20 protein-coding genes are annotated in these 22,769 nt (G+C 67.8%); 18 read left to right on the top strand and 2 right to left on the bottom strand.

Translation table 11 applies throughout. From position 1 onward, the window contains the following. Positions 1–57: 57 nt before the first annotated feature. The 4 genes from C6Y53_RS13590 to mdoH are packed head-to-tail and all read left to right on the top strand — an operon-like array spanning position 58 to position 6,106. The gene (locus C6Y53_RS13590) at positions 58–1,419 is read left to right on the top strand and encodes a tetratricopeptide repeat protein (protein WP_106472913.1); all 1,362 of its coding nucleotides are present in this window, start codon (positions 58–60) and stop codon (positions 1,417–1,419) included. Positions 1,420–1,476: 57 nt separating this feature from the next. Continuing rightward, the gene (locus tag C6Y53_RS13595) at positions 1,477–2,736 is read left to right on the top strand and encodes an OpgC family protein (RefSeq protein ID WP_106472914.1); all 1,260 of its coding nucleotides are present in this window, start codon (positions 1,477–1,479) and stop codon (positions 2,734–2,736) included. Next, positions 2,733–4,232 (top strand): OpgD/OpgG family glucan biosynthesis protein, encoded by a 1,500-nt coding sequence (locus tag C6Y53_RS13600; protein ID WP_106472915.1) that lies wholly within the window; start codon positions 2,733–2,735, stop codon positions 4,230–4,232. Before C6Y53_RS13595 ends, C6Y53_RS13600 begins: the two co-directional genes overlap by 4 nt. Continuing rightward, entirely contained in the window at positions 4,229–6,106 is a 1,878-nt protein-coding gene (gene mdoH, locus C6Y53_RS13605; protein ID WP_106472916.1) for a glucans biosynthesis glucosyltransferase MdoH, read from the top strand. The genes C6Y53_RS13600 and mdoH overlap by 4 nt, the downstream gene beginning before the upstream one ends. Before the next feature lie 12 nt (positions 6,107–6,118). Here the strand turns inward: mdoH and C6Y53_RS13610 are convergent, their stop codons facing one another. Together C6Y53_RS13610 and C6Y53_RS13615 are read right to left on the bottom strand one after the other, a co-directional pair. After that, positions 6,119–6,961: a CE1 family esterase gene (locus C6Y53_RS13610; RefSeq protein ID WP_244614838.1), complete on the bottom strand. Its 843-nt coding sequence runs from the start codon at positions 6,959–6,961 to the stop codon at positions 6,119–6,121. Beyond that, positions 6,958–7,449: a rhodanese-like domain-containing protein gene (locus C6Y53_RS13615; protein WP_106472917.1), complete on the bottom strand. Its 492-nt coding sequence runs from the start codon at positions 7,447–7,449 to the stop codon at positions 6,958–6,960. Before C6Y53_RS13615 ends, C6Y53_RS13610 begins: the two co-directional genes overlap by 4 nt. A gap of 200 nt (positions 7,450–7,649) precedes the next feature. Here C6Y53_RS13615 and C6Y53_RS13620 point away from each other — a divergent pair, with 200 nt between their 5' ends. From C6Y53_RS13620 to C6Y53_RS13685, 14 genes are all read left to right on the top strand, one after another. Further along, the gene (locus C6Y53_RS13620; RefSeq protein WP_106474112.1) at positions 7,650–10,508 is read left to right on the top strand and encodes a monovalent cation/H+ antiporter subunit A; all 2,859 of its coding nucleotides are present in this window, start codon (positions 7,650–7,652) and stop codon (positions 10,506–10,508) included. A gap of 2 nt (positions 10,509–10,510) precedes the next feature. Further along, the gene (locus C6Y53_RS13625) at positions 10,511–10,882 is read left to right on the top strand and encodes a Na+/H+ antiporter subunit C (RefSeq protein WP_106472918.1); all 372 of its coding nucleotides are present in this window, start codon (positions 10,511–10,513) and stop codon (positions 10,880–10,882) included. Continuing rightward, entirely contained in the window at positions 10,879–12,423 is a 1,545-nt protein-coding gene (locus tag C6Y53_RS13630; protein ID WP_106472919.1) for a monovalent cation/H+ antiporter subunit D, read from the top strand. Before C6Y53_RS13625 ends, C6Y53_RS13630 begins: the two co-directional genes overlap by 4 nt. Positions 12,424–12,425: 2 nt before the next feature. Further along, a complete protein-coding gene (locus C6Y53_RS13635; protein ID WP_106472920.1) occupies positions 12,426–12,923 on the top strand; it encodes a Na+/H+ antiporter subunit E in 498 nt (165 codons plus the stop codon). Then, positions 12,920–13,189 carry a K+/H+ antiporter subunit F gene (locus C6Y53_RS13640; protein WP_106472921.1) on the top strand — a complete coding sequence of 90 codons (270 nt, stop codon included), beginning with the start codon at positions 12,920–12,922 and terminating at the stop codon, positions 13,187–13,189. Before C6Y53_RS13635 ends, C6Y53_RS13640 begins: the two co-directional genes overlap by 4 nt. A 7-nt stretch (positions 13,190–13,196) precedes the next feature. Then, on the top strand, positions 13,197–13,607 hold the full coding sequence (locus C6Y53_RS13645; protein WP_106472922.1) for a Na+/H+ antiporter subunit G: 411 nt from the start codon (positions 13,197–13,199) through the stop codon (positions 13,605–13,607). A gap of 167 nt (positions 13,608–13,774) precedes the next feature. Beyond that, a complete protein-coding gene (locus tag C6Y53_RS13650; protein ID WP_106472923.1) occupies positions 13,775–15,985 on the top strand; it encodes a NosR/NirI family protein in 2,211 nt (736 codons plus the stop codon). A gap of 15 nt (positions 15,986–16,000) precedes the next feature. Then, entirely contained in the window at positions 16,001–17,914 is a 1,914-nt protein-coding gene (gene nosZ, locus C6Y53_RS13655; RefSeq protein ID WP_106472924.1) for a TAT-dependent nitrous-oxide reductase, read from the top strand. A gap of 5 nt (positions 17,915–17,919) precedes the next feature. Next, the gene (locus tag C6Y53_RS13660; protein WP_106472925.1) at positions 17,920–19,188 is read left to right on the top strand and encodes a nitrous oxide reductase family maturation protein NosD; all 1,269 of its coding nucleotides are present in this window, start codon (positions 17,920–17,922) and stop codon (positions 19,186–19,188) included. Next, a complete protein-coding gene (locus C6Y53_RS13665) occupies positions 19,181–20,086 on the top strand; it encodes an ABC transporter ATP-binding protein (RefSeq protein WP_106472926.1) in 906 nt (301 codons plus the stop codon). The genes C6Y53_RS13660 and C6Y53_RS13665 overlap by 8 nt, the downstream gene beginning before the upstream one ends. Continuing rightward, positions 20,086–20,907: an ABC transporter permease gene (locus C6Y53_RS13670; RefSeq protein ID WP_106474113.1), complete on the top strand. Its 822-nt coding sequence runs from the start codon at positions 20,086–20,088 to the stop codon at positions 20,905–20,907. Before C6Y53_RS13665 ends, C6Y53_RS13670 begins: the two co-directional genes overlap by 1 nt. Then, the gene (locus C6Y53_RS13675; protein ID WP_106472927.1) at positions 20,904–21,419 is read left to right on the top strand and encodes a nitrous oxide reductase accessory protein NosL; all 516 of its coding nucleotides are present in this window, start codon (positions 20,904–20,906) and stop codon (positions 21,417–21,419) included. The genes C6Y53_RS13670 and C6Y53_RS13675 overlap by 4 nt, the downstream gene beginning before the upstream one ends. Beyond that, entirely contained in the window at positions 21,416–22,378 is a 963-nt protein-coding gene (locus C6Y53_RS13680; RefSeq protein ID WP_211299389.1) for an FAD:protein FMN transferase, read from the top strand. The genes C6Y53_RS13675 and C6Y53_RS13680 overlap by 4 nt, the downstream gene beginning before the upstream one ends. Then, on the top strand, positions 22,375–22,755 hold the full coding sequence (locus C6Y53_RS13685) for a c-type cytochrome (protein WP_106472929.1): 381 nt from the start codon (positions 22,375–22,377) through the stop codon (positions 22,753–22,755). The genes C6Y53_RS13680 and C6Y53_RS13685 overlap by 4 nt, the downstream gene beginning before the upstream one ends. Positions 22,756–22,769 lie beyond the last annotated feature (14 nt).

Consider the following 22,769-nt stretch of genomic DNA (forward strand, 5'->3'; position numbering starts at 1 on the left):
AGTTGACGTCAATGCTGCAGCCGCAGCGAAACCGACAGATGCAGGAACCGAGCCGGTATGTCCCACGACCTCTATGGCCAGACGACCAGCCTGAGCGACCCCGCCGCGATCGCCGCCTGGAATGCGACGATGCAGGGGTTTCTGGCCCATTCGGCATGCACCCCCGAACATCTGGGCGCGGTGCTGCGTACGGACCCGGACTTTGCGCTGGCTCAGGCGGTGCAGGGGTTGTTCCTGATGCTGATGGGGCGGCGCGAACTGGTGGCTGACGCGGTGTCGGCGCTGGCCCGCGCGCAGCGGATCGAGCGGCAGGGCGCGGTGTTGCCGCGCGAACGGCTCTATATCGATGCGCTGGCGGATTGGATCGGTGGCCATCCCGGCGCGGCGGTGCAGCGGCTCGAACAGGTGTTGCGCGCCGATCCCGGCGATGCACTGGCGATGAAGCTGGGCCATGCGATCCGCTTTGTGCTGGGCGATGCGACGGGGATGCGCCGGTCGGTTGAACGGGTGCTGCCGGCCTATGACCGGTCCCATCCCGGCTATGGCTATCTGCTCGGGTGCCACGCGTTTTCGCTCGAGGAAACCGGCGATTACGCCCGCGCCGAAACCACGGGCCGCCATGCGCTGTGGCTGGCGCCCGACGATGCCTGGGGGCTGCACGCGGTAGCCCATGTGCATGACATGACCGGCTGTGCGCGGCGCGGGCTCGATTGGCTGGAGGGCCGCGAAGGCGCCTGGGCGCATTGCAACAATTTCCGGTTCCACGTCTGTTGGCACAAGGCGCTGATGTATCTCGACCTGGGCCGGATCGACGCCGTTCTGGCGCTCTACGATCGCGAGATCCGGGCCGAGCGCACCGACGACTACCGCGATATCGCCAACGCGACCGCGCTGCTGATGCGGCTGGACCTCGAAGGCGTCGATGTCGCCGACCGCTGGCAGGAACTGGCCGATCTGGCCGAGACGCGGACGCAGGACGGATGCCTGATCTTTGCCGACCTGCATTACCTGCTCGCGCTGAACGGCGACAGCCGCGACGCGGCGGCGCATCGGCTGATCCGGCGTATCGGCCGCGATGCCGCGAGGTCGGATACCCGGACCGGGCGCAACATGGCGCATCCGGGCCGGGCGGCGGCGGCGGGGCTGCGCGACTTTGCCGAGGGCCGGTTCGCGTCGGCCTTTGCGCATCTTTCCGCCGCGCGCGGCGACATGCAGCGGGTGGGGGGCAGTCACGCCCAGCGCGACCTGTTCGAACGCATGACCATAGATGCGGGCATCCGGGCAGGACAGTTCGATGCCGCCGAGGCCATCCTGAACGACCGGTCCCGCCGCCGTTCACGGGATGACGGCTATGCCCATGCCCGGCGCGACATGATCGCGGCGGGCCGTGGCGCGGCGCTCGATATCCCGGCCCAGTGATTCGACCAGTAACCCGCCGGCCAGACGGAACAACACATCAAGGAGTATGCTGAGGGAATGCTGAACCAGACGGCAACGGTTGCAGCCGCAGCGGGATTTTCAACCGCCGCCGAAGCCCCGGAGCGCAGAGCCGCGCCGGTGGCATCCGTGGCGTCGGTGGCGTCGCGCCGCGATCCACGGCTCGATTTCTACCGGGGGATCGCGATGTTCATCATCCTGGTCGCGCATATCCCGTCCAACCGCTGGGCGAACTGGATCCCGGCGCGGTTCGGGTTTTCCGATGCCGCCGAGATTTTCGTGTTCTGTTCCGGCATGGCCTCGGCCATCGCCTTTGGCGGGTGTTTCGCGCGGCAGGGCTGGCTGATGGGGACGGCGCGGGTCGTGTTCCGGGTCTGGCAGGTCTATTGGGCGCATATCTGCCTGTTCTTCTTCGTGGCCGCTTCGATGGCCGCGCTCGACCTGACCGGCGCGTTCGACAAGAGCTATGTGTCGTCGCTGAACCTGCAGCATTTCTTTGACGATCCGGCGCCGCAGATGGTGGGGCTGTTCACGCTGAGCTATGTGCCCAACTATTTCGACATCCTGCCGATGTACCTGGTGGTGCTGGCGATGATGCCCGTGGTCATGGCGCTGGCGCGGGTCAGCCCGTGGCTGGTTGCGGTGGCCTGCGTCGCGGTCTGGCTGGTCGCCAATCTGGGCCGCCTGCCGCTGCCGGCCGAGCCGTGGTCGGACCGGCAATGGTTCTTCAACCCGTTCGGCTGGCAGCTGCTGTTCTTTACCGGCTTTGCCTTCATGCGTGGCTGGCTGCCCGCGCCGCCGGTGTCGAAAACCCTGATCTGGATCTGTGCCGCCTTCGTCATTCTGTCGGCGCCGTTCGGGTCGTTCAAGGCGCTGACCTGGCTGGGGGCGGCCAATGCCGATCTCGCCAGCGCGATCCGCGAGACCTGGCCGCTGACCGGCGAGCTGCGCAACAAGACCGAACAGGGGCTGCTGCGCTACCTGCATTTCCTGTCGCTGGCCTATCTCGGCTGGGTCGCGGCGGGGCAGGGCGGGCAACGCTTGACCCACGCGGCGGCCCATGGCGGCACGGCGGCGCGGTTCCTGCTGAGGATCATCACCAAGGTCGGTCAGCAATCGCTGGCGGTGTTCGTGTTCTCGATGGCGCTGGCGCAGTTGCTGGGGGCCGTGCTCGACGTGGTCGGCCGCAACAACCTGACCGTGTCGGCGGTGAACCTGGCCGGGTTCGCGATGATTACGGCGGTGGCCTACACCGCCGGCTGGTTCAAATCCCAACCCTGGCGGAGCAGGCGGGCATGACATTCACGAGACGCGCTTTTTTGGCCAGTTCGACGGCACTGGCGATGACGGGGCCCCTGCGGGCCGGAACCGGGTTCAGCCGCGACACGGTGATCGCGCTGGCCCGTGACCTGGCGGGGCAGGATTACGCGCCGCGGGCGACGGTGCCGCAGGACTGGCTGGACCTGACCTACCCGCAATACCGGGCGCTGCGGTTTCGCACCGACCGGTCGCTGTGGCGTGGCACCGACAGGCCCTACGAGGTCGATTTCTTTGCCCCCGGTCTCTATTTTCCGCGCCCGGTGCAGATCGACACGGTGCAGGACGGGGCCACCGCGCCGGTGCCGTTCGATCTCGGCCGCTTCAAGATCGGGACCGAGGTCGAGATGCCCGACCTCGCCCCCGATGACAGCCTCGGCTGGTCGGGGTTCCGGCTGCGCACCGATCTGGACCTGCCGGGCAAGAAGACCGAGTTCTGCGTCTTCCAGGGCGCCAGCTATTTCCGCGCCATCGGGATCGGGCAGGCCTATGGCCTGTCGGCGCGCGGGCTGGCGCTGAAAACCGGCGATCCCGATGGCGAGGAATTCCCCGAATTCACCCGGTTCTGGCTGGAGACCCCGGCGCCGGGACAGCGCAACATGGTTGTTCACGCGTTGCTGGACAGCGCGTCCGTCACCGGCGCCTACCGGTTCGACATCACGCCCGGCCCGTCCTGCGTGATGGAGGTCGAGGCGACGCTGTTCCCGCGCGTGGACCTGACCCATGCGGGGATCGGCCCGCTGACCTCGATGTTCCTGTTCGATGCCACCGACCGGACCCGGTTCGACGATTTCCGGCCCGCCGTGCATGACAGCGACGGGCTGCTGATCGCCAATGGCGCGGGCGAAACGCTGTGGCGGCCGCTGGCCAACCCGCGGGCGTTGCAGGTGTCGTCCTTCGTCGACCGGGGCCCGCGCGGGTTCGGGCTGATGCAGCGGTCGCGCCGCTATGGCGATTTTCACGACCTCGAATCGCTCTATCACCGCCGCCCGGGCCTGTGGGTGGAACCCAGGGGCGACTGGGGGGACGGGGCGGTCACGCTGGTCGAGATCCCGGCCGACAAGGAAATCTATGACAACATCGTCGCCTATTGGCGCCCGCGCACGCCCTATGCGGCCGGGCAGCGGGTCGACCTGGCCTATCGCCTGACCTGGTGCGACCGCGCGCCGCTGGCCGACGGCCTGCCGCGGGTGATGGATACGCGCATGGGCGCGGGCCTGTCCGGGGGGCGCGTGGTCATGGTAGAATTCGAACCGCACCCGCTGCTGGACGAAGACCCCGATACGCTCGACGCGCTGATTTCGTCGGTTCAGGTCGACCCCGGCCCGGGCGTGCTGGAACGCAACCCGGAAACCGGCGGTCTGCGGCTGGCGTTCCGCTTCGAACCCGGAGACCGGGACCATGTCGAATTGCGGGCACAACTGCGCCGCGGCGACATGCCGGCCTCCGAGGTCTGGCTCTACCGGTGGACGAGATGAGAAACGACCTGCACATGATGCCCCCCGACGCGCCGTTGCCGATGCCCGAGCAGGATTTCCATGCCCGCTTTCGCGATGGCCACGCGCCGGGGCCGCAGCGTATCGCCGGCCAGCGGCGCTGGCGCATCGCCGCGTTCACGCCGGCGGTGGCGGCCACCGCGCTGCTGCTGTGGGTGATGCATGACTGGTTTTCCGACCGCGGGCTGACCTGGGTCGAGGCGCTGTTGCTGTCGCTGGTCGGGTTCAACGTGTTCTGGCTGGCGCTGTCGGTCGGCACGGTGCTGCTGGGGCTGTGGTCGCTGGCACGCGCCGGACGCCGGCCGCAGCGTCCGTTGCCGCAGGGGGCGGTGCCGCCGCTGAGGGTCGCGCTGCTGCTGCCGGTCTGCGACGAACAGCCCTGGGACGTGCTGGGCAATGCGCAATCCATGCTCGAGGACCTGCGCGCGCGCGGTGGCCGTCACGACTATGCCATGTTCGTGCTGTCGGACACGCGCAACCCCGACACCGCCGCCAAGGAACAGGACAGCCTGCGCGCGCTGATGGTGCTGTCACCGGGGCTGCGCATCCATTACCGCCGCCGGACCGAGAATACCGGCCGCAAGGCGGGCAACATCGCCGACTGGGTGCGGCGCTGGGGCGGCGACTGGGACGCGATGCTGGTGCTCGACGCCGACAGCCTGATGACCGGCCGCGCGGTGGCGCGGCTAGCCGATGCGCTGGCCGCCGATCCCGGCGCCGGGCTGATCCAGAGCTTTCCGCACCTGATCGGGGCGCAGACCGTGTTCGCCCGGATGCAGCAATTCGCCAACGGGGTCTATGGCGCGGTGCTGGCCGAGGGGCTGGCCCGGATCGGCGGGCATGACGGCAATTACTGGGGTCACAACGCGATCCTGCGGACCCGCGCCTTTGCCGCCTGCGCGGGGTTGCCGCCGCTGCGCGGCCTGCGCGGGCGCCGGTCCGAGATCATGAGCCATGATTTCGTCGAGGCCGGGCTGTTGCGCCGCGCCGGGTGGGGCGTGCGGTTCCTGCCGCGCATAGCCGGATCCTACGAGGAAACCCCGGCGACGCTGATCGACCATATCCTGCGCGACCGGCGCTGGTGCCACGGCAACCTGCAACATATCCGGCTACTGGGGGCGCAGGGTTTTGCGTCGATGTCGCGGTTTCACCTGCTGCACGGGGCGGTGGGCTATCTGATGTCGCCGGTCTGGTTCGCGCTGCTGGTGATGTGGGCGCTGATCGGGCAGGGCGGGGATGCCAGCGTGCTGCGCTATTTCAGCGACACCAACCCGCTGTTCCCGGACTGGCCCGCGATGACCGAAACGCGGGCGTTCCTGATGATCCTGCTGGTCTATGCGATGCTGCTGATGCCAAAGCTGTTGGGGCTGGTCGCGCTGCCGCTGAGCGGTGCGCGGGTCTCGGACTATGGCGGCCCCGGTCGGCTGGCGCTGTCGGTGCTGGTCGAACTGGTGTTGTCGGTCGCCTATGCGCCGGTCCTGATGGTGCAGCAGATGGTGGCCGTGTTCCGGTCGCTGCTGGGGTTGCAGCGGGGCTGGAAGCCGCAGGCGCGCGACGGTGGCCGCTATAGCCTGCAGGATCTGGTCAAATGCCACGCGCTGGAAACCGTGGGCGGTGTCGTGCTGCTGGCGGGGATGGTCGCGGGGCTGGTGTCGCTCTGGCTGCTGCCGATCGCGCTGAGCCTGGTGCTGGCGGTGCCGCTGTCGGCGCTCAGCGGGGCGCGGATAGAGGCCACGCGCTGGCTGGGCACCCGCGAGGACCTGCGCCCGCCCGCGATCGCGCGGGCGGCCCGGCATTGCCGCGCCGGGCTCAGGCAGGCGCTGGACGGCGGCGCATCGGTCAGCGCGGCGGAATAGCGCTGGCGCCGGTCACGGGGGCGGGGGCAGCCCCTCGAACCAGTCCAGCACCATGTCGGCCCAGCCGCGCGGCACCATGTGACCGCCCGGAAACAGCGCCAGTTCCAGCGCGCTGCCCGGATCGCAGCTGTCCCAGCGGCGGCGCAGGAAGATGCCGGTTTCGTCAAACCCGTCCGGGCGCTGGTCGGCGCAGCCATTGGCCCGGCGCCAGATCTCCAGCCCGGCCATGATATCGCCCTGCTGATAGCGGCCGCCGCCGAGGAAGCGGCCCTCGAGCGGCACGGTGGTGTCGCGCCAGCCATGGGTGTGGAACAGCCGGACCGGCCCGGCGCAGCCCGCCGGGTGCGGCCGCCAGAACCCGCCCGATACCGGCGCGAAGGCGGCAAAGGCGCCGGGGCTCGAACAGGCCAGGTAGGTGACCATGAACCCGCCCGCCGAAAACCCCGCCAGCAGCACCCGGTCCGGTGCGGTGCCCATCCGTTCGGCGGCATCCGCGACGGTTGCGTGCAGGAACGCGGCTTCGTCGCGCCCGTCCCAGCCCGGATAGAAATTCCAGCTGCGCCCGGCCCCGCCGCCGAACCGGCGCGACCCCGTGGGCGCGATCACCGCATAGCCGCGTTCCAGCACCGGTTTCACCAGGCTGTCATTGCGCATCACCGCGGCGCCGGTGCTGCCCGCGCCGTGCAGGAACAGGACCACGGGCGGCGCCGGTCCGCCGCCCGGCGGCAATGCGGCGTGGTATTCGCCGCCCGCGATCCGGCAGGGGTCGGGGCGGGCGCCGCACCCGGCCTGAGCCCCTCCTGCCACCCCTGCCGCGAGCAGCGCCGCGCAGGCCAGGGCCGCCAGCCGGATCACGGATTGCCCGCGCCGGTCGGCGGTGCCACCGGCAGGCCACGCGCCAGCCAGCCGGGGCCGGCGGCCGAGCCCGCCATGCCCTCGGAGACATCCAGAACCCGGGTGAAGCCTTCGGCTTTCAGGCGCCGTGCCAGCCGCGCCGAGCGCACGCCGCGTGCGCAGATCAGCGCCACCGGACGGGCGCTGTCGCCCCCGGCCAGCCCGGTGAGCGTTTCGATGAAATCCGCGCGCCGCATGTCGACCGGCCGCGCCCCCGCGCCGATGCCGGTAGCGCGCCATTCGTCGGGGCGGCGGATGTCGACCAGCAGCAGATCCCCGGCCAGCGCCCGCTGATGCGCTGCCTGCGGGTCGATCGACGGCGGTGCCGGTGGCCGGTCGGGGGCCAGCGCCTGCCAGCCGAAACCGGCCAGCGCCGCGGCGCCAGCCAGAATCACCGCGCGGCGCGTGGTCGGGGCGATCAGGAGGCGGGTGTCGGCGGGCACGGGCATCGACCGGGTTGCGGCGGTTGGCCCACACCATGCCGCACCGGCGACGCCGGCGGCAATCACAACCGCGTCAGCATCGCCGGTTGCGGGGATCCGCCGACGATCAACGACAAATTCTTGCCCGACAGGGTTGGACAGCGGTCAAAAATTGCTTACGCAGGGCGGATGTGTTCCCCCCTGCCGAAGAAATGGAGGCTGCCCATTTGTCCCTGTTCCTGATCGCGGCTCTTCCCTTTATCGGAGCGGTCTTTCCGGCATTGCTGGTCCGCGCGGGCCGCACGGCCTCGGCATCGGCCGCAGGCACGGTGACGCTCATCGCGCTGATCGGCCTGTTGCTGAACGCGCCCGCCGTCTTTCGCGGCGAAACGGTTACCGCGCGGATCGACTGGCTGCCGGGGCTGGGGCTGAACGCGAATTTCTTTCTGGACGGGCTGGGGTTCCTGTTTGCCGGGCTGATCCTGGGGATCGGACTGCTGATCATCATCTATGCGCGGTTCTACCTGTCGCGGCAGGACCCGATGGGGCAGTTCTATGCTTATCTGCTGCTGTTCCAGGGCGCGATGGTGGGGATCGTCCTGTCCGACAACATATTGTTGTTGCTGGTGTTCTGGGAACTCACCTCGCTGTCGTCCTTCCTGCTGATCGGGTATTGGCGGCACCTGCCCGAAGGGCGCCAGGGCGCCCGCATGGCGCTGGCGGTCACCGGGGGCGGCGGGCTGGCGCTGATCGCGGGGATGCTGATCCTCGGCAATATCGCCGGCAGCTATGACCTGAGCGTGATCCTGACGCAGAAGGAGCTGGTGCAGTCCAGCCCGCTCTACCTGCCGGCGCTGATACTGATCCTGCTGGGCGCGTTCACCAAGTCGGCGCAGTTCCCGTTCCATTTCTGGCTGCCGCACGCGATGGCCGCGCCAACGCCGGTATCCGCCTACCTGCATTCGGCGACGATGGTGAAGGCGGGGCTGTTCCTGATGGCGCGGCTGTGGCCGGTGCTGGCCGGGACCGAAGCGTGGTTCTATCTGGTGGCCACCACGGGGCTGGTCACGATGGTGATCGCCGCGGTGATTGCCTTCTTCAAGGACGACCTGAAGGCGTTGCTGGCCTTTTCCACCGTCAGCCACCTGGGCATGATCACGATGCTGCTGGGGTTCGGCACCGAATACGCGGCGGTGGCGGCGGTGTTCCACATTCTCAACCACGCCACCTTCAAGGCGGCGCTGTTCATGACCGCCGGGATCGTCGATCACGAGGCCGGCACCCGGGACGCGAAGCTGCTGGGCGGGCTGCGCAGGCTGATGCCGGTCACCTTCGTGATCGCCACGGTGGCGTCCCTGTCGATGGCGGGGATACCACCGCTCAACGGGTTCCTGTCCAAGGAAATGATGCTCGAGCAGGCGCTGCACACGCATCTGTTCCTGCACCCGCTGATGGTGGCGGTGGTGGCGACCCTGGCCGCCGCGTTCTCGGCGGCCTATTCCTTCCGCTATGTGGCGCATGTTTTTCTCGGGCCGGTGCGCGATGACTACCCGTCGCATCCGCATGACCCGCCGGCGGGGATGTGGCTGCCGCCTGCCTTTCTCGCCACGCTGGTCGTGCTGATCGGGCTGTTCCCGATGCTGTTCGCCGGCGGCATCGTCGAGACCGCCGCCAATGCGGTGACCGGCGGGCACGCGCCGCATGTGCACCTGAAACTGTGGCACGGTCTGAACGCGGCGCTGCTGTTGTCGGCGATCGCGGTGGCGGGCGGGCTGCTGCTGCTGTCGGGCCATGGCGGGCTGAACCGGGCATGGCTCGCGGCGCCGCGCCCGGAGGCCAAGGCCATCTATGACGCGGCCATCGCGCGGCTGACCCGGCTGAGCGCTGCCGTCACCGACGCGCTGCATGACGGATCCCTGACCCGCTACGCGGCGATCTTCGTCGTGTTCACGCTGGCACTGGCGGGCTATGGCTATGCCACCGGCGCGATCGGGCTGCCGACGCGCACGGCGCTGCCGATGCACTGGCTGCTGGTGGCGGGCTGGATCTGCCTGGTCGGATCGGCGCTGGCCATCGTGGTGTTCCACCGCAACCGGCTGCTGTCGCTGGTGCTGATCGGGGTCACCGGGCTGATGGTGTCGATGACCTTCAACTATCTCTCGGCGCCCGACCTCGCGCTGACGCAGATCTCGGTCGAGGTGGTGACGATCATCCTGCTGTTGCTGGCGCTGAACTTCATGCCGCGCGAAACCCCGCGCGAGAGTTCCTCCGGGCGCCGCCTGCGCGACCTGGTCATCTCGATCGGGGCCGGGGCGGGCACGGGCGGGCTGATCTATGCGCTGATGCTGCGCGATTTCGCCTTTCCGTCGATTTCGGGGTTCCACCTGGCGAATTCCTACAAGGGCGGTGGCGGCGACAATGTCGTGAACGTGATCCTGGTGGATTTCCGGGGCTTCGACACGTTCGGCGAGATCATCGTGCTGGGCATCGCCGCCATCGTGATCTACGCGATCACCGAGGCGATCCTCGGCAGCCGGGTGCGCGCGCGCCTGCTGAACCGCAAGCCCGACGCGCCGCTGGCCGGTGATTCCCATCCGTTGATGATGGTGGTGATCACCCGTGTGATGATGCCCATCGCGCTGATGGTCGGGGCCTATATCTTCTTCCGGGGCCACAACGCGCCGGGCGGCGGGTTCATCGCCGGGCTGATCGTGGCCATCGCCGTGATCATGCAATACATGGCCAGCGGCTATGAATGGGCGACGGCGCGGCAGCGCTACCCGTTCCACGGCATCATCGGCTCGGGCGTCCTGGTCGCCGCCGTCACCGGGATCGGCGCATGGTTCAACGAGAAACCGTTCCTGACCTCGGATTTCGGCTACCTCTACCCGCCGGGGCTGGAAAAGATCGAATGGGCCACGGCGATGTTCTTTGACCTCGGCGTGTTCCTGGCGGTGCTGGGGGCGGTCACGCTGGCGCTGGAAAGCCTCGCCCGCTACGCATGGCAGCCGCACCGGGACCAGCTCCACGCGATGGATATCAACCCTGCGCGCGATGACGCGCTGCACGACGGGACGGAGGGCTGAGCATGGAACTGCTGTTGGCCAGCGCCGTCGGCGTGCTCACCGCCACGGGCGTCTACCTGGTGCTGAGGCAGCGCACCTTTCCGGTGATCCTGGGGGTGTCGCTGCTGTCCTACGCGGTGAACCTGTTCCTGTTCGCGACCGGCCGGCTGGCGGTCAACCTGCCGCCGGTGCTGCATGATGGCGCGAAGGCCTATACCGACCCGCTGCCGCAGGCGCTGGTGCTGACCGCGATCGTGATTTCCTTTGGCATGAGCGCGTTGGTGGTGATGATCGCGCTGAGCGCCTATCTGTCCGCCCGCACCGACCGTATCGACATCGCCGCCGATGGCGGTGACGAGCTGTCCGATGAGACCGAGGAAGGATACGGCGCATGAGCCACCTGATCATCCTTCCGATCGTGCTGCCGGCGCTGCTGGCGCCGTTCATCATCATGGTGCTGCGGCACCACCTGGACCTGCAGCGCATCTTTTCCATCGGCGGCACCGTTGTCCTGCTGGCGGTGGCGCTGGTGCTGACCTGGCAGGCGGCGGGCGGCGCGATCCAGGTCTATGAACTGGGCGACTGGCCCGCGCCCTTTGGCATCGTGCTGGTGCTGGACCGGCTGTCGGCAATGATGGTGCTGCTGACGGCGCTGCTGGCGCTGGTGGTGCTGCTTCATGCGGTCGGTTCCGGCTGGGACGCGCGCGGCTGGCATTTCCACGCCCTGTTCCAGTTCCAGCTGATGGGCGTGCTGGGCGCGTTCCTGACCGGCGATGCCTTCAACCTCTTCGTGTTCTTCGAGGTGCTGCTGATCGCGTCCTACGGGCTGATGATCCATTCCGGCGGCTCGGCGCGGCTGCGCGCGGGGGTGCAATATGTGGTCTACAACCTGCTCGGATCGACGCTGTTCCTGTTCGCGCTGGGCACGATCTATTCGGTGACGGGGACGCTGAACATGGCCGACCTGGCGGTGAAGATCGGCCAGTTGCCGGCCGAGGACACCGCCCTGATCCGGGTCGGCGCGGTTCTGCTGCTGCTGGTATTTGCCATCAAGGCGGCGGTGCTGCCGCTGCATTTCTGGCTGCCGGCGAGCTATGCCAACGCGCCCGCGCCGGTGGCGGCGCTGTTCGCGATCATGACCAAGGTGGGCGCCTACGCGATCCTGCGGTTCTACACGCTGGTGTTTCCGCCCGATCTCGGGGTCACCGCCGGGCTGGTGGGCGAGTGGCTGCTGCCGGCGGCGCTGCTGACGCTGGTGGTCGGGATGGTCGGCATCCTGGGCGCGCGGCAGGTCAGCCGCATGACCGCCTTTGCCGCGATCGGGTCGATGGGGACGCTGCTGACCGCGATTTCCCTGTTCACGCCGCAGGCCACGGCGGCGGCGCTCTATTATGTCGTGCATTCGACCTTTGCCACGGCGCTGATGTTCCTGGTCGCCGACCTGGTGATCGAACGCCGGGGCGACGGGCTGGAGCCGACGGCACCGATGCCGCAGGGCGGGCTGATCGCGGCGCTGTTCTTTGCCGGGGCCATCGCCGTGGCCGGGATGCCGCCGCTGTCGGGCTTCATCGGCAAGCTGCTGGTTCTGGACGCGGCGCGCGCGGATCCCGACATGCGGCTGATCTGGGCCGTGCTGCTGGTCATGTCGCTGGTGGCGATCATCGGCCTGGGCCGGGTCGGATCGCTGCTGTTCTGGAAACCCCATGACGCGGCGCTGGGGCTGGCACTCGATGCCGAGGCGGCCGGAGACGACGTGGCGGCGGCCGACCCCGGCCCGCGCGCGCCGGGGTTGCCCTTTGTGGCGGTGTTTGCTCTGCTGGGCGCATTGGTGCTGCTGACGGTGCTGGCCGGGCCGATGTCGTCCTATGCCGCGGCCACGGTCGAGCAGCTCTATGACCCGACCGGCTATATCGACGCCGTGCTGAAGGGACCGTGACCATGCGCCTGCTCAAACGCCTGTTCCCGCACCCGCTGATGACGCTGCTGCTGTTCCTGGTGTGGCAGCTGCTGGTCAACCGCCTGTCGCTCAACTCGATGCTGTTCGGGATTCTGCTGGGGAGCGTGATCCCCTTTCTCACCGGTCCCTATTGGCCGGACCGGCCGGTATTGCGCAAGCCCCTGAAATGTGCCGAGTATATCCTCATCGCGATCTTCGACATCATCGTGGCCAATATCGTGGTGGCGCAGCTGGTGCTGTTCCGGCGCAACCGCGACCTGCGCCCGGCGCTGATCTGCGTGCCGCTCGAACTGCGCACGCCCGAGGCGATCACCGCGCTGGCCGGCACGATCACCCTGACCCCCGGAACCGTGTCCTGCGACCTGTCCGCCGAAGGGCACAGCCTGCTGGTCCACTGCCTGCACGCGCCCGACCCGGACGTGGTGCGCGACGAGATCACCGAACGATACCAGCGCCGGTTGATGGAGATATTCGAATGATCACCTTCGCCCTCTATTTCGCCTTTGCCTGTTTCACCATCGGGATCCTGATGAACCTCTGGAAGATCGGGACCGCCGAACATATCGGCGACCGGGTGCTGGCGCTGGACACGATGGTGATCAACGCCATTGCCCTGCTCGTGCTTTACGGCATCCGGGTGAACAGCACGATCTTCTTCGAGGCCAGCATGATCATCGCCATGCTGGGCTTTGTCTCAACCGTCGCCTATGCGCGTTTCGTGCTGCGCGGCAACATCATCGAGTGAGGCGGACATGCACTGGCTGCTGGAAATTCTGATCGCCGCCTCCCTGCTGATCTCGGGCTTTTTCGGGCTGGTCGGGTCATACGGGCTGATCAAGCTGGGCGACCCGATGTCGCGGCTGCACGCGCCGACCAAGGCGACGACGCTGGGCGTGGGCGGGGTTCTGATCGCCTCGATGCTCTACTCGGTGGCGGCGTATGGCTATCTCAGCCTGCACGAATTGCTGATCTCGCTGTTTTTGTTCCTCACCGCGCCGGTGACCGCCTATTTCATCGCCAAGATGCACCTGCACCTGGTCGTGCCCGAAGCGGACCTGCCCCCGCCGGGCGAGGATCGCCGCTGGGCGGTGCACGACCTGCCCGCCGAGGATGACGAGGCCGCCGGTGAGCGCATGGACGGGACCGGCGCGACCGGATCCTGATTGACCGGTGCGGTCGTCTTGACTATCGTCAAATCCGGTCGTGACCGCAGCCGTTAGGCTGGACGGGAACGGATTCGCCCGCTGTTGCGGATCCCCGTTTCGTGAATTCCCGGTGTGCCGCTGATCCCGATCGTGCCGCCGGCCCGGCCCGGATGAGACGACAGGCTATGAGCATTCCCCGTTCTCTGACAAATGGCGCCCGGCATGGGCTTGCGACCGTCCTGCGCCCGATACTCGGCCTCTTGCTGGCCCTGTTCGCGGCCCTGCCCCTGCAGGCCGATACGCTGGCCAGTTTCCTGCCCGATCTCGACCCGGCGCTGTTCGCCGAGGGCGCCGACGGGTTCGGCCCGATACGCAACGACGTGCCCGTGGCGCCGGTGCTGCGCGGCGGCGAGACCATTGCATGGGCGTTCCTGACCTCGGATTTCGTCGGCACCACCGGCTATTCCGGCAAGCCGATCCATGTGGTCGCCGCGATAGACGACGATGCGGTGCTGACCGGGGTCGAGCTGGTGGCCCATTCCGAACCGATCGTGCTGATCGGCATCCCCAATGCGCGCATGGTCGAGCTGACCGAAGGTTATGCCGGGCTGGATCTCAAGGCCGAGGCGGCCACCGGAGGCGGTGCGCATGACCTCGACATCATCTCCGGGGCCACGGTCACCATCATGGTCATCGACGACAGCCTCGTGCGCGCCGGGCTGAAGGTGGCCCGCGCGCTGGGGCTGGGCGGGCTGGCGCAGAACGTGGCGCAGGGGCCGAAACGCGAAATCGACCTGGCCCGCACGGATATCGCCGACTGGGCCACCCTGTCGGGCGACGGCTCGATCCGGCGGCTGACTCTGGATGTGGGCCAGATCAACGCGGCGTTCGAGGCCTCGGGCGATGACCGCGCCGCGAAACGCCCGGAAAAGGGCGCGCCCGACGATACCTATATCGACATGCACGCGGCGCTGGTCAGCGTGCCGTCCATCGGTCGCAGCCTGCTGGGCGACGAGGAATACCGGAACCTGACCGGCTGGCTGGGCGAGGGCGAACAGGCGCTGCTGCTGCTGGGGCGCGGCAAGTATTCCTTCAAGGGCTCGGGCTATGTGCGCGGCGGCCTGTTCGACCGGATCCAGCTGATCCAGGGCGACACCGCCGTGCGCTGGACCGACAAGCAGCACAAGCGCCTGCGCCAGGTGGCCGCGCCGGACGCGCCGAGCTTCACCGAGCTCGATATCTTCAAGATACCCGCCGATATCGGGTTCGATCCCACGGCGCCGTTCCGGGTCCAGCTTCTCGCGCAGCGGGCGGTGGGCGCGGTGGAAAAGACCTTCCTGACCTTCGACCTGGGTTACAAGCTGCCCGAAAGCTATCTGTTGCCGGTCGCGGCCGCGGCGCCGCCGCTGGTGGACGACCCCGCCGACGAGGCGGCGGCCAAGGCGGCCCTGTGGCAGCGGATCTGGCGCGACCGTGTGGTGGAAATCGCCGCCCTGGGCGTCATGCTGATGGTGCTGACCGGCGTGTTCTTCTTCCAGTTCCAGGCCACCGCCAATGCGCGGCTGTTCTACTGGTTCCGGATGGGTTTCCTGACCGTGACGCTGGTCTTCATCGGCTGGTATGCCAACGCGCAGCTGTCGGTGGTCAACCTGCTGGCGCTGGCGGGCAGCCTGCGCACCGGGTTCACATGGGACGCGTTCCTGATGGACCCGCTGGTGTTCATCCAGTGGTTTGCCATTGCCGCCGCGCTGCTGTTCTGGGGGCGCGGGGCCTATTGCGGCTGGCTGTGCCCGTTCGGCGCGTTGCAGGAAATCACCAACCAGATCGCCCGCGCGCTGAAAGTGCCGCAATGGGAACTGCCCTGGGGGCTGCATGAACGGCTCTGGCCGATCAAATACATGATCTTCCTGGGGCTGTTCGGCACCTCTCTGGTGTCGATGACGATGGCCGAACAGCTGGCCGAGGTGGAGCCGTTCAAGACCGCGATCATCCTGAAATTCGTCCGCGACTGGCCCTTTGTGGTGTTCGCGCTGCTGCTGATCGTGGCCGGGCTGTTCGTCGAGCGGTTCTATTGCCGCTACCTGTGCCCGCTGGGCGGCGCGCTGGCGATCCCCGCGCGGATCCGCATGTTCGACTGGCTGAAGCGCTACAAGGAATGCGGCAGCCCCTGCCAGACCTGCGCCAATGAATGCCCGGTGCAGGCGATCCACCCGACCGGCGAGATCAACCCGAACGAATGCGTGAACTGCCTGCATTGCCAGGTGCTCTATCAATCCGAGGCGAAATGCCCGGTGGTGATCCGGCAGCTGAAGCGCCGCGCCGCCGTCGGCAAGGTGACGCCCGACCGGCTCAGAAAGGCCCAGCCGCAGACGGCGACCGGGGGAACGAAACCGTAAAGGAGGACATGGGACATGTCGGAAGCTTTCAAGAAACTGGCGCTGACACGCCGCGGGATGCTGGGTGCCACCGCCACCGGCGCGGTGCTGGCAGGCACCGGGGTCGGCGGCGCGCTGCTGAACGGCGAGGGCAGCTCGGCCCGCGCCGCGGGCAAGATCAATCTCGAACCCGGCGAACTGGACGAGTATTACGGGTTCTGGTCCTCGGGCCAGACCGGCGAACTGCGCATTCTCGGGTTCCCGTCGATGCGCGAACTGATGCGGGTGCCGGTGTTCAACCGCTGCTCGGCCACCGGCTGGGGCCAGACCAACGAAAGCCTCAAGGTGCTGACCGAGGGGCTGTTGCCAGAAACCAAGGCGTTCCTGGCCGCGCATGGCAAGGTTACCTATGACAATGGCGACCTCCACCACCCGCATATGTCGTTCACCGATGGCACCTATGACGGGCGCTACCTGTTCATGAACGACAAGGCCAACACCCGCGTCGCGCGGGTGCGCTGCGACGTGATGAAATGCGACAAAATCATCGAGATCCCCAACGCCCATGACATCCACGGGATGCGGCCGCAGAAATATCCGCGCACCGGCTATGTCTTTGCCAATGGCGAACATGAGGCGCCGCTGGTCAATGACGGCCAAATCCTCGACAAGCCCGAGGAGTATGTGAACATCTTCACCGCCATCGACGGTGACGAGATGAAGGTCGCCTGGCAGGTGATCGTGTCGGGCAACCTCGACAACACCGACTGCGATTACCAGGGCAAATACGCGTTCTCGACCTCCTACAACTCGGAAATGGGGATGAACCTGGCCGAGATGACCGCCAACGAGATGGATCACGTCGTGGTGTTCAACATCAAGGCGATCGAGGAAGCGGTGGCCGCGGGCGAATACCAGGAACTCAACGGCGTTCCGGTGGTCGATGGGCGCAAGGACGCGGGCAGCCAGTTCACCCGCTACATCCCGATCCCCAACAGCCCGCATGGCTGCAACACCGCCCCCGATGGCAAGCATGTGATGATCAACGGCAAACTGTCGCCGACGGTGTCGGTGATCGATGTCGAGAAGGTGGATGCGCTGTTCGACGGCGACGCCGATCCGCGGTCGTGCATCGTGGCCGAGCCGCAGCTGGGGCTGGGGCCGCTTCACACCGCCTTCGACGGCAAGGGCAACGCCTTTACCACGCTGTTCCTCGACAGCCAGATCGTGAAATGGAACATCGACAAGGCGCTACGCGCCTATGCCGGGGAAGAGGTCGATCCGATCGAACAGAAGATCGACGTGCATTACCAGCCGGGTCACAACTCGACCTCGATGGGCGAAACCAAGGAAGCCGACGGCAAGTGGCTGATCTCGATGAACAAGTTCTCGAAGGACCGGTTCCTCAATGTCGGCCCGCTGAAGCCCGAGAACGAACAGATCATCGACCTGAGCGAGGATGAACTGCGCGTCGTGCATGACGGCCCGACCTTTGCCGAACCGCATGACAGCATCATCGTGCGCGCCGATATCGTGAACCCGGTCAATGTCTGGGATCGCGCCGACCCGATGTGGGAGGACGCCCGAAAACAGGCCGAGGCCGACGGCGTCGATCTCGACTGGGGCCATGACGAGGTCATCCGCGACGGCAACAAGGTGCGGGTCTACATGTCCTCGGTGGCGCCGGAATTCTCGATGGAGAAATTCACCGTGCGCCAGGGTGACGAGGTGACGGTCTATGTCACCAACATGGACGATGTGGATGACGTGACCCACGGTTTCTGCATGGCCAATTACGGCGTCGCCATGGAGGTCGCGCCGCAGGCCACCGCCTCGGTCACGTTCAAGGCCGAACGGCCGGGGGTGCACTGGTTCTATTGCCAGTGGTTCTGTCATGCGCTGCATATGGAGATGCGCGGGCGGATGCTGGTCGAGCCCCGCTCGGCCTAGACCCGATGCGCTGGCCCCTGATCCTCGCGCTCTGCGCCGTTGCGCTGCCCCTCGGGGCGGCACAATGGGACGTGCCCGCGCGACCGGGGGCCATCGCCGACTACCTGGACCGGGCCGCGCCGGGCGATACGCTGCGCCTGGCCCCCGGCATCCATGACGGGCCGGTCTCGCTGGACCGGCCGTTGGTGCTGGACGGCGGCGGCGCGGCCACGCTCGACGGCGGCGGCACGGGCAGCGTGATCACCGTCACCGCGCCGGACGTGACCGTGCGCGGGCTGACCATCATCGGGTCGGGATCGGACCACCAGGGCATCGATTCCGGCATCCGGCTGCTCAAGGGTGCCGACCGCGCGGTCATCGAACAGAACCGCCTGACCGGCAATCTCTATGGCGTGGACATTCACGGCGCGCTTGACGCGCGGGTTGCCGCCAACCGGATCGACGGCCGGCAGGACCGCCGGATGAACGACCGCGGCAACGGCATCTATGTCTGGAACGCCCCCGGCGCGGTGGTCGAGGGCAATGATGTGCGCTGGGGTCGGGACGGGATCTTCGTCAATTCGTCGAAGCGGAACATCTTTCGCGACAACCGGTTCCGCGACCTGCGCTTTGCCGTGCATTACATGTATGCCAACCAGTCCGAGGTCACCGGCAATATCTCGATCGGCAACGACCTGGGCTATGCGGTGATGTTTTCCAAACGGGTGAAGGTGGCGAACAACCTGTCGGTGGATGACCGTGAACACGGCATCATGCTGAATTATGCCAATCACTCCGAGATCACCGGGAACATCGTGGTGAACGGGGCCAACCGCTGTGCGTTCCTCTACAACGCCAACCGCAACCGGTTCGCCGGCAACCGGTTCGAAGGCTGCGAGATCGGCATCCATTTCACCGCCGGCAGCCAGGACAACGCCATCACCGGCAATGCCTTTGTCGGCAACCGCACGCAGGTGAAATACGTTTCCACCAAATGGGCCGAATGGTCCGAGGACGGGCGCGGCAATTACTGGAGCGACTTTGCCGCCTATGACCTCGACGGCGACGGCATCGCTGATGTGCCCTATCGGCCCAATGACGCGATGGATCATGTGCTGTGGACCCAGCCCGCGGCCAAGCTGCTGCTGGGCTCGCCCGCGGTGCAGCTGGTGCGCTGGTCGCAATCGGCCTTTCCCGCGCTGCTGCCGGGAGGGGTGACCGATGGGGCGCCGCTGATGCGGCCGGAGCCGGTGACGCCGCCGGTCTGGCCGGAAGAGGAGGACGCTCATGGATGACGTTCTGCTGATCGAGGGTGCGGGCAAGCTGCGCGGGCGGCTGCCGGTGCTTCAGGATGTGACCCTGCGCGCCGCGCCGGGCCAGCGCATCGCACTGCTGGGTCATAACGGCGCGGGCAAATCCACGCTGATGAAGGCGGTGCTGGGCCTGATCCCGCTGAGTAACGGGCGCATAACCGTCGGCGGTGCCGCCCCGGGCAGCACCCGGGCCCGCGCGATGACCGCCTATCTTCCCGAGGCGGTTGCCTTCCACAAGGCGCTGACCGGGCGGGAACAGCTGTCGCTGTTCGCGCGGCTGGCCGGGGAGGGGACCGCGCCAGTGGCCGGCCTGCTCGACCGGGTCGGGCTGGCGCAGGCCGCCGACCGGCGCATCGGCACCTGGTCCAAGGGCATGCGCCAACGGCTGGGGCTGGCGCAGGTGCTGCTGGGCCGCCCGGCGCTGGCTCTGCTGGACGAGCCGACCAGCGGGCTGGACCCGATCTCGCGCCATGAGCTCTATGCGATCATCGACGAGATGGCCGCGCAGGGCACCGCCGTGCTGATCGCGAGCCATACCCTGACCGAAGTCGAGGCGCGCACGGACCGTATCGCGATCCTGCGCGACGGGCGCCTGGTGGCGGATGACACGCTGGAAAACCTGTCGCTGCGCGCGGGCCTGCCGACCCGGCTGCGCGTGCGCGCCGCCGCCGACCCTGCCGACGCCGCCGAACGGATCGCGGCGGAAACCGGCGGCACCCGCGTCAACGGCGCGTCGGTCGACCTGCTCTGCGCGCCCGAGGCGAAGATGGCCGAACTGCGCCGGTTGTCCGCGATGGGCGAGGCGGTGGCCGATATCGAGATGCATCCGCCGCGGCTGGAAGACCTCTACCGCCACTATTCGGGGGAGAAGGCGCAATGATGACCCGTATCCTCGCCGTTGCCCGGATCGAGTTCACCATCACCCGGCGCAACCGCTGGCTGATCCTGGCGACCGGGATCATGCTGCTCTTCGCGCTGGCGCTGAGTTTCGCAGGCAGCGCGCCCACGGGGACGCTGGGCGTCAACATGCTGACCGTGTCGGTGGCGTCGATGACCACGTTGTCGGTCTACCTGGCGCCGCTGCTGGCGCTGATGATGGGGTTCGATGCCATTGCCGGCGAATCCGAACGCGGCGGGCTGGGCCTGCTGCTGTCCTACCCGGTCAGCCGGGCCGAGATCCTGCTGGGCAAGTTCACCGCCCACCTGGCCGCGCTGGCGATCGCGATGATCGTCGGGTTCGGCGCCGCCGGCGCGGTGGCGGCCGCCTATGGCGGTGCCGATGCCGCCAGCCTGGCCGCGCTGGCGCGCCTGGTGCTGACTTCGATCCTGCTCGGCGCCGCGTTCCTGGCGCTGGGCTACCTGGTCTCGGCGCTGGCCGGATCGACGGCCGGGGCCGCGGGGCTCGGGGCTGGGCTGTGGCTGGTTTTCGTCGTGCTCTACGATCTGGGCCTGCTGGGCGCGGTGGTCTGGGACGCGGGCGGCTGGTTCACCCGGTCGGTATTCCCCTGGGTCATGGCCGCCAACCCCGCCGATGCCTTCAGGCTGTGGAACGTCGCCGCGTCCGATGGCGTGGCGATGGCGACGGGCCTGACCGGGGCGGCGCATGCGCTGCCGGCCTGGGCCGCGCCGCTGTCGCTGGTCCTCTGGCCGGTGCTGGCGCTGGCCGCCGCGCGCTATGTCTTTGCGAGGGTCGAGCCATGAAACGCCTGCTGCTCTGTGCCCTGCTGGCGCTGACCGCCTGCCGCGAGGAGGTCGCCGAAGCGCCCGACCCGGTCCCGTTGACCGAGGATGCGCTCAGCCATTTCTGCCAGATGAACGTGGCCGAACATGGCGGACCCAAGGGGCAGATCCATCTCAAGGGTCTGCCGGTGCCGATCTATTTCGCGCAGGTGCGCGATCTGGTGGCCTATCTCAAGAGCCCCGAACGCGATGCCGAGATCACCGCGATCTATGTCAGCGACATGGGCGTGGCCGCGAACTGGGCTGACCCGGGGGCCGAGAACTGGATCGACGCCGGCGCGGCCCATTTCGTGATCGGGGCCGGTGTCGCGGGCGGCATGGGCGCGCCCGAGATCGTGCCCTTTGCCGACGAGGCCGCCGCCACTGCCTTCATCGCCCGCTATGGCGGCACGTCGGTTCGGCTCGACGACATTCCCGACGATGCGGCGCTGGCCCCCGTCGATCTCGATACGCCGTTGGAGACACCCGCATGACCTGTTCTAGACCACATTTGACCTCTCGCCGTCGTTTCCTGACCATCTCGGCCGCCGCGCTGGGCTGCTCCGGTCTGCCCGCCGCCGCCTCGACACCGGTGGCGCGATGGCGCGGGCGGGCGATGGGCGCGCAGACCGGCATGGTTCTGGTCGGGCTGGACGATACCGGGGCGCGGCGGGCGTTTCACGCGGTCGAACGCGAACTGGCGCGGCTGGAACGCATCTTCAGCCTCTATGTCACCGACAGCCAGCTGTCGCAGCTCAACGCCACCGGCATCCTGAAGTCCCCGGCCCCGGAGCTGCTCGAGGTGCTCAGCCTGTCGGATGCGCTGAACGCGGCCTCGGGCGGTGCCTTCGATCCCTCGTTGCAACCGCTATGGCTGCTGCGGGCGCGGACCGCCGCGCAGGGTCGCGCGGCCACGCCGGGCGAACTGGACGCGGCGCGGGCGCTGGTGGGCTGGGACGAGGTGCGATTCGATGCCGGGTCGGTCCGGCTCGCCCCCGGCATGGCGCTGACGCTGAACGGTGTCGCCCAGGGTTTCGTGACCGACCGAATCGCGGCGCTGCTGCGCGGGCGCGGGCTGCATGACGTCCTGGTCGACATGGGCGAAATTGCCGCACTGGGCCGTCGCGCCGACGGGGCGGACTGGACCGCCGGCATCGCCCGGCCCGATGGCCGGATCGTGAACCGGGTGGCGCTGCGCGACCGGGCGCTGGCCACATCCGCGCCCGAAGGCACGCTGCTGGGGGCAAATCAGGGCCATATTCTCGATCCGCGCGCCCCCTCGGGTGCGCCCAAACACGGGTTGGTCGCAGTATCGGCCGATCGTGCCGCGGTGGCCGATGGATTGTCGACCGCGTTGTGTCTTTTGTCCAAGGAGGAAGCCGGGCAAACCCTGCTTGCCTTTTCGGGTGCAAGACTAGAAACTCTGGAACAGCTACAGGAGAAACCAACATGATCAAACACATCCTCAGCTCTGCTACACTCGTTCTCGCGCTGGCCGCGCCGGCATTTGCCGAGGGCGACGCCGAGAAGGGCGAGAAGGTATTCAAGAAGTGCAAGGCCTGCCATGCGGTTGGCGAGGACGCCAAGAACAAGGTCGGCCCGGTGCTGAACGGCATCATCGGCGCCAACGCCATGCATAACGCCGATTTCAAATATTCGGACGGGATGAAGGCCAAGGCCGAGGAAGGACTGGTCTGGGACGAGGAAACCCTCGGCGCCTATCTGACCAAGCCCAAGGACGTGGTGCCCGGCACCAAGATGTCCTTTGCCGGTCTGCGCAAGGAACAGGATATCGCCGACGTGATCGCCTACCTCAAGACGTTCCAGTAGGAACACGTCATGAA

This window comes from Pukyongiella litopenaei (assembly GCF_003008555.2).
In the GTDB taxonomy this organism is placed as follows: Bacteria; Pseudomonadota; Alphaproteobacteria; order Rhodobacterales; family Rhodobacteraceae; genus Pukyongiella; species Pukyongiella litopenaei.

Coding starts and splice junctions, on each gene's coding strand:
- mdoH (WP_106472916.1), top strand. CDS start 4,229: ATGAGAAACGACCTGCACATGATGCCCCCCGACGCGCCGTTGCCGATG.
- C6Y53_RS13685 (WP_106472929.1), top strand. CDS start 22,375: ATGATCAAACACATCCTCAGCTCTGCTACACTCGTTCTCGCGCTGGCC.
- C6Y53_RS13630 (WP_106472919.1), top strand. CDS start 10,879: ATGAGCCACCTGATCATCCTTCCGATCGTGCTGCCGGCGCTGCTGGCG.
- C6Y53_RS13680 (WP_211299389.1), top strand. CDS start 21,416: ATGACCTGTTCTAGACCACATTTGACCTCTCGCCGTCGTTTCCTGACC.
- C6Y53_RS13645 (WP_106472922.1), top strand. CDS start 13,197: ATGCACTGGCTGCTGGAAATTCTGATCGCCGCCTCCCTGCTGATCTCG.
- C6Y53_RS13665 (WP_106472926.1), top strand. CDS start 19,181: ATGGATGACGTTCTGCTGATCGAGGGTGCGGGCAAGCTGCGCGGGCGG.
- C6Y53_RS13670 (WP_106474113.1), top strand. CDS start 20,086: ATGACCCGTATCCTCGCCGTTGCCCGGATCGAGTTCACCATCACCCGG.
- C6Y53_RS13660 (WP_106472925.1), top strand. CDS start 17,920: ATGCGCTGGCCCCTGATCCTCGCGCTCTGCGCCGTTGCGCTGCCCCTC.
- C6Y53_RS13595 (WP_106472914.1), top strand. CDS start 1,477: ATGCTGAACCAGACGGCAACGGTTGCAGCCGCAGCGGGATTTTCAACC.
- C6Y53_RS13600 (WP_106472915.1), top strand. CDS start 2,733: ATGACATTCACGAGACGCGCTTTTTTGGCCAGTTCGACGGCACTGGCG.
- C6Y53_RS13650 (WP_106472923.1), top strand. CDS start 13,775: ATGAGCATTCCCCGTTCTCTGACAAATGGCGCCCGGCATGGGCTTGCG.
- C6Y53_RS13675 (WP_106472927.1), top strand. CDS start 20,904: ATGAAACGCCTGCTGCTCTGTGCCCTGCTGGCGCTGACCGCCTGCCGC.
- C6Y53_RS13635 (WP_106472920.1), top strand. CDS start 12,426: ATGCGCCTGCTCAAACGCCTGTTCCCGCACCCGCTGATGACGCTGCTG.
- C6Y53_RS13640 (WP_106472921.1), top strand. CDS start 12,920: ATGATCACCTTCGCCCTCTATTTCGCCTTTGCCTGTTTCACCATCGGG.
- nosZ (WP_106472924.1), top strand. CDS start 16,001: ATGTCGGAAGCTTTCAAGAAACTGGCGCTGACACGCCGCGGGATGCTG.
- C6Y53_RS13615 (WP_106472917.1), bottom strand. CDS start 7,449: ATGCCCGTGCCCGCCGACACCCGCCTCCTGATCGCCCCGACCACGCGC.
- C6Y53_RS13625 (WP_106472918.1), top strand. CDS start 10,511: ATGGAACTGCTGTTGGCCAGCGCCGTCGGCGTGCTCACCGCCACGGGC.
- C6Y53_RS13590 (WP_106472913.1), top strand. CDS start 58: ATGTCCCACGACCTCTATGGCCAGACGACCAGCCTGAGCGACCCCGCC.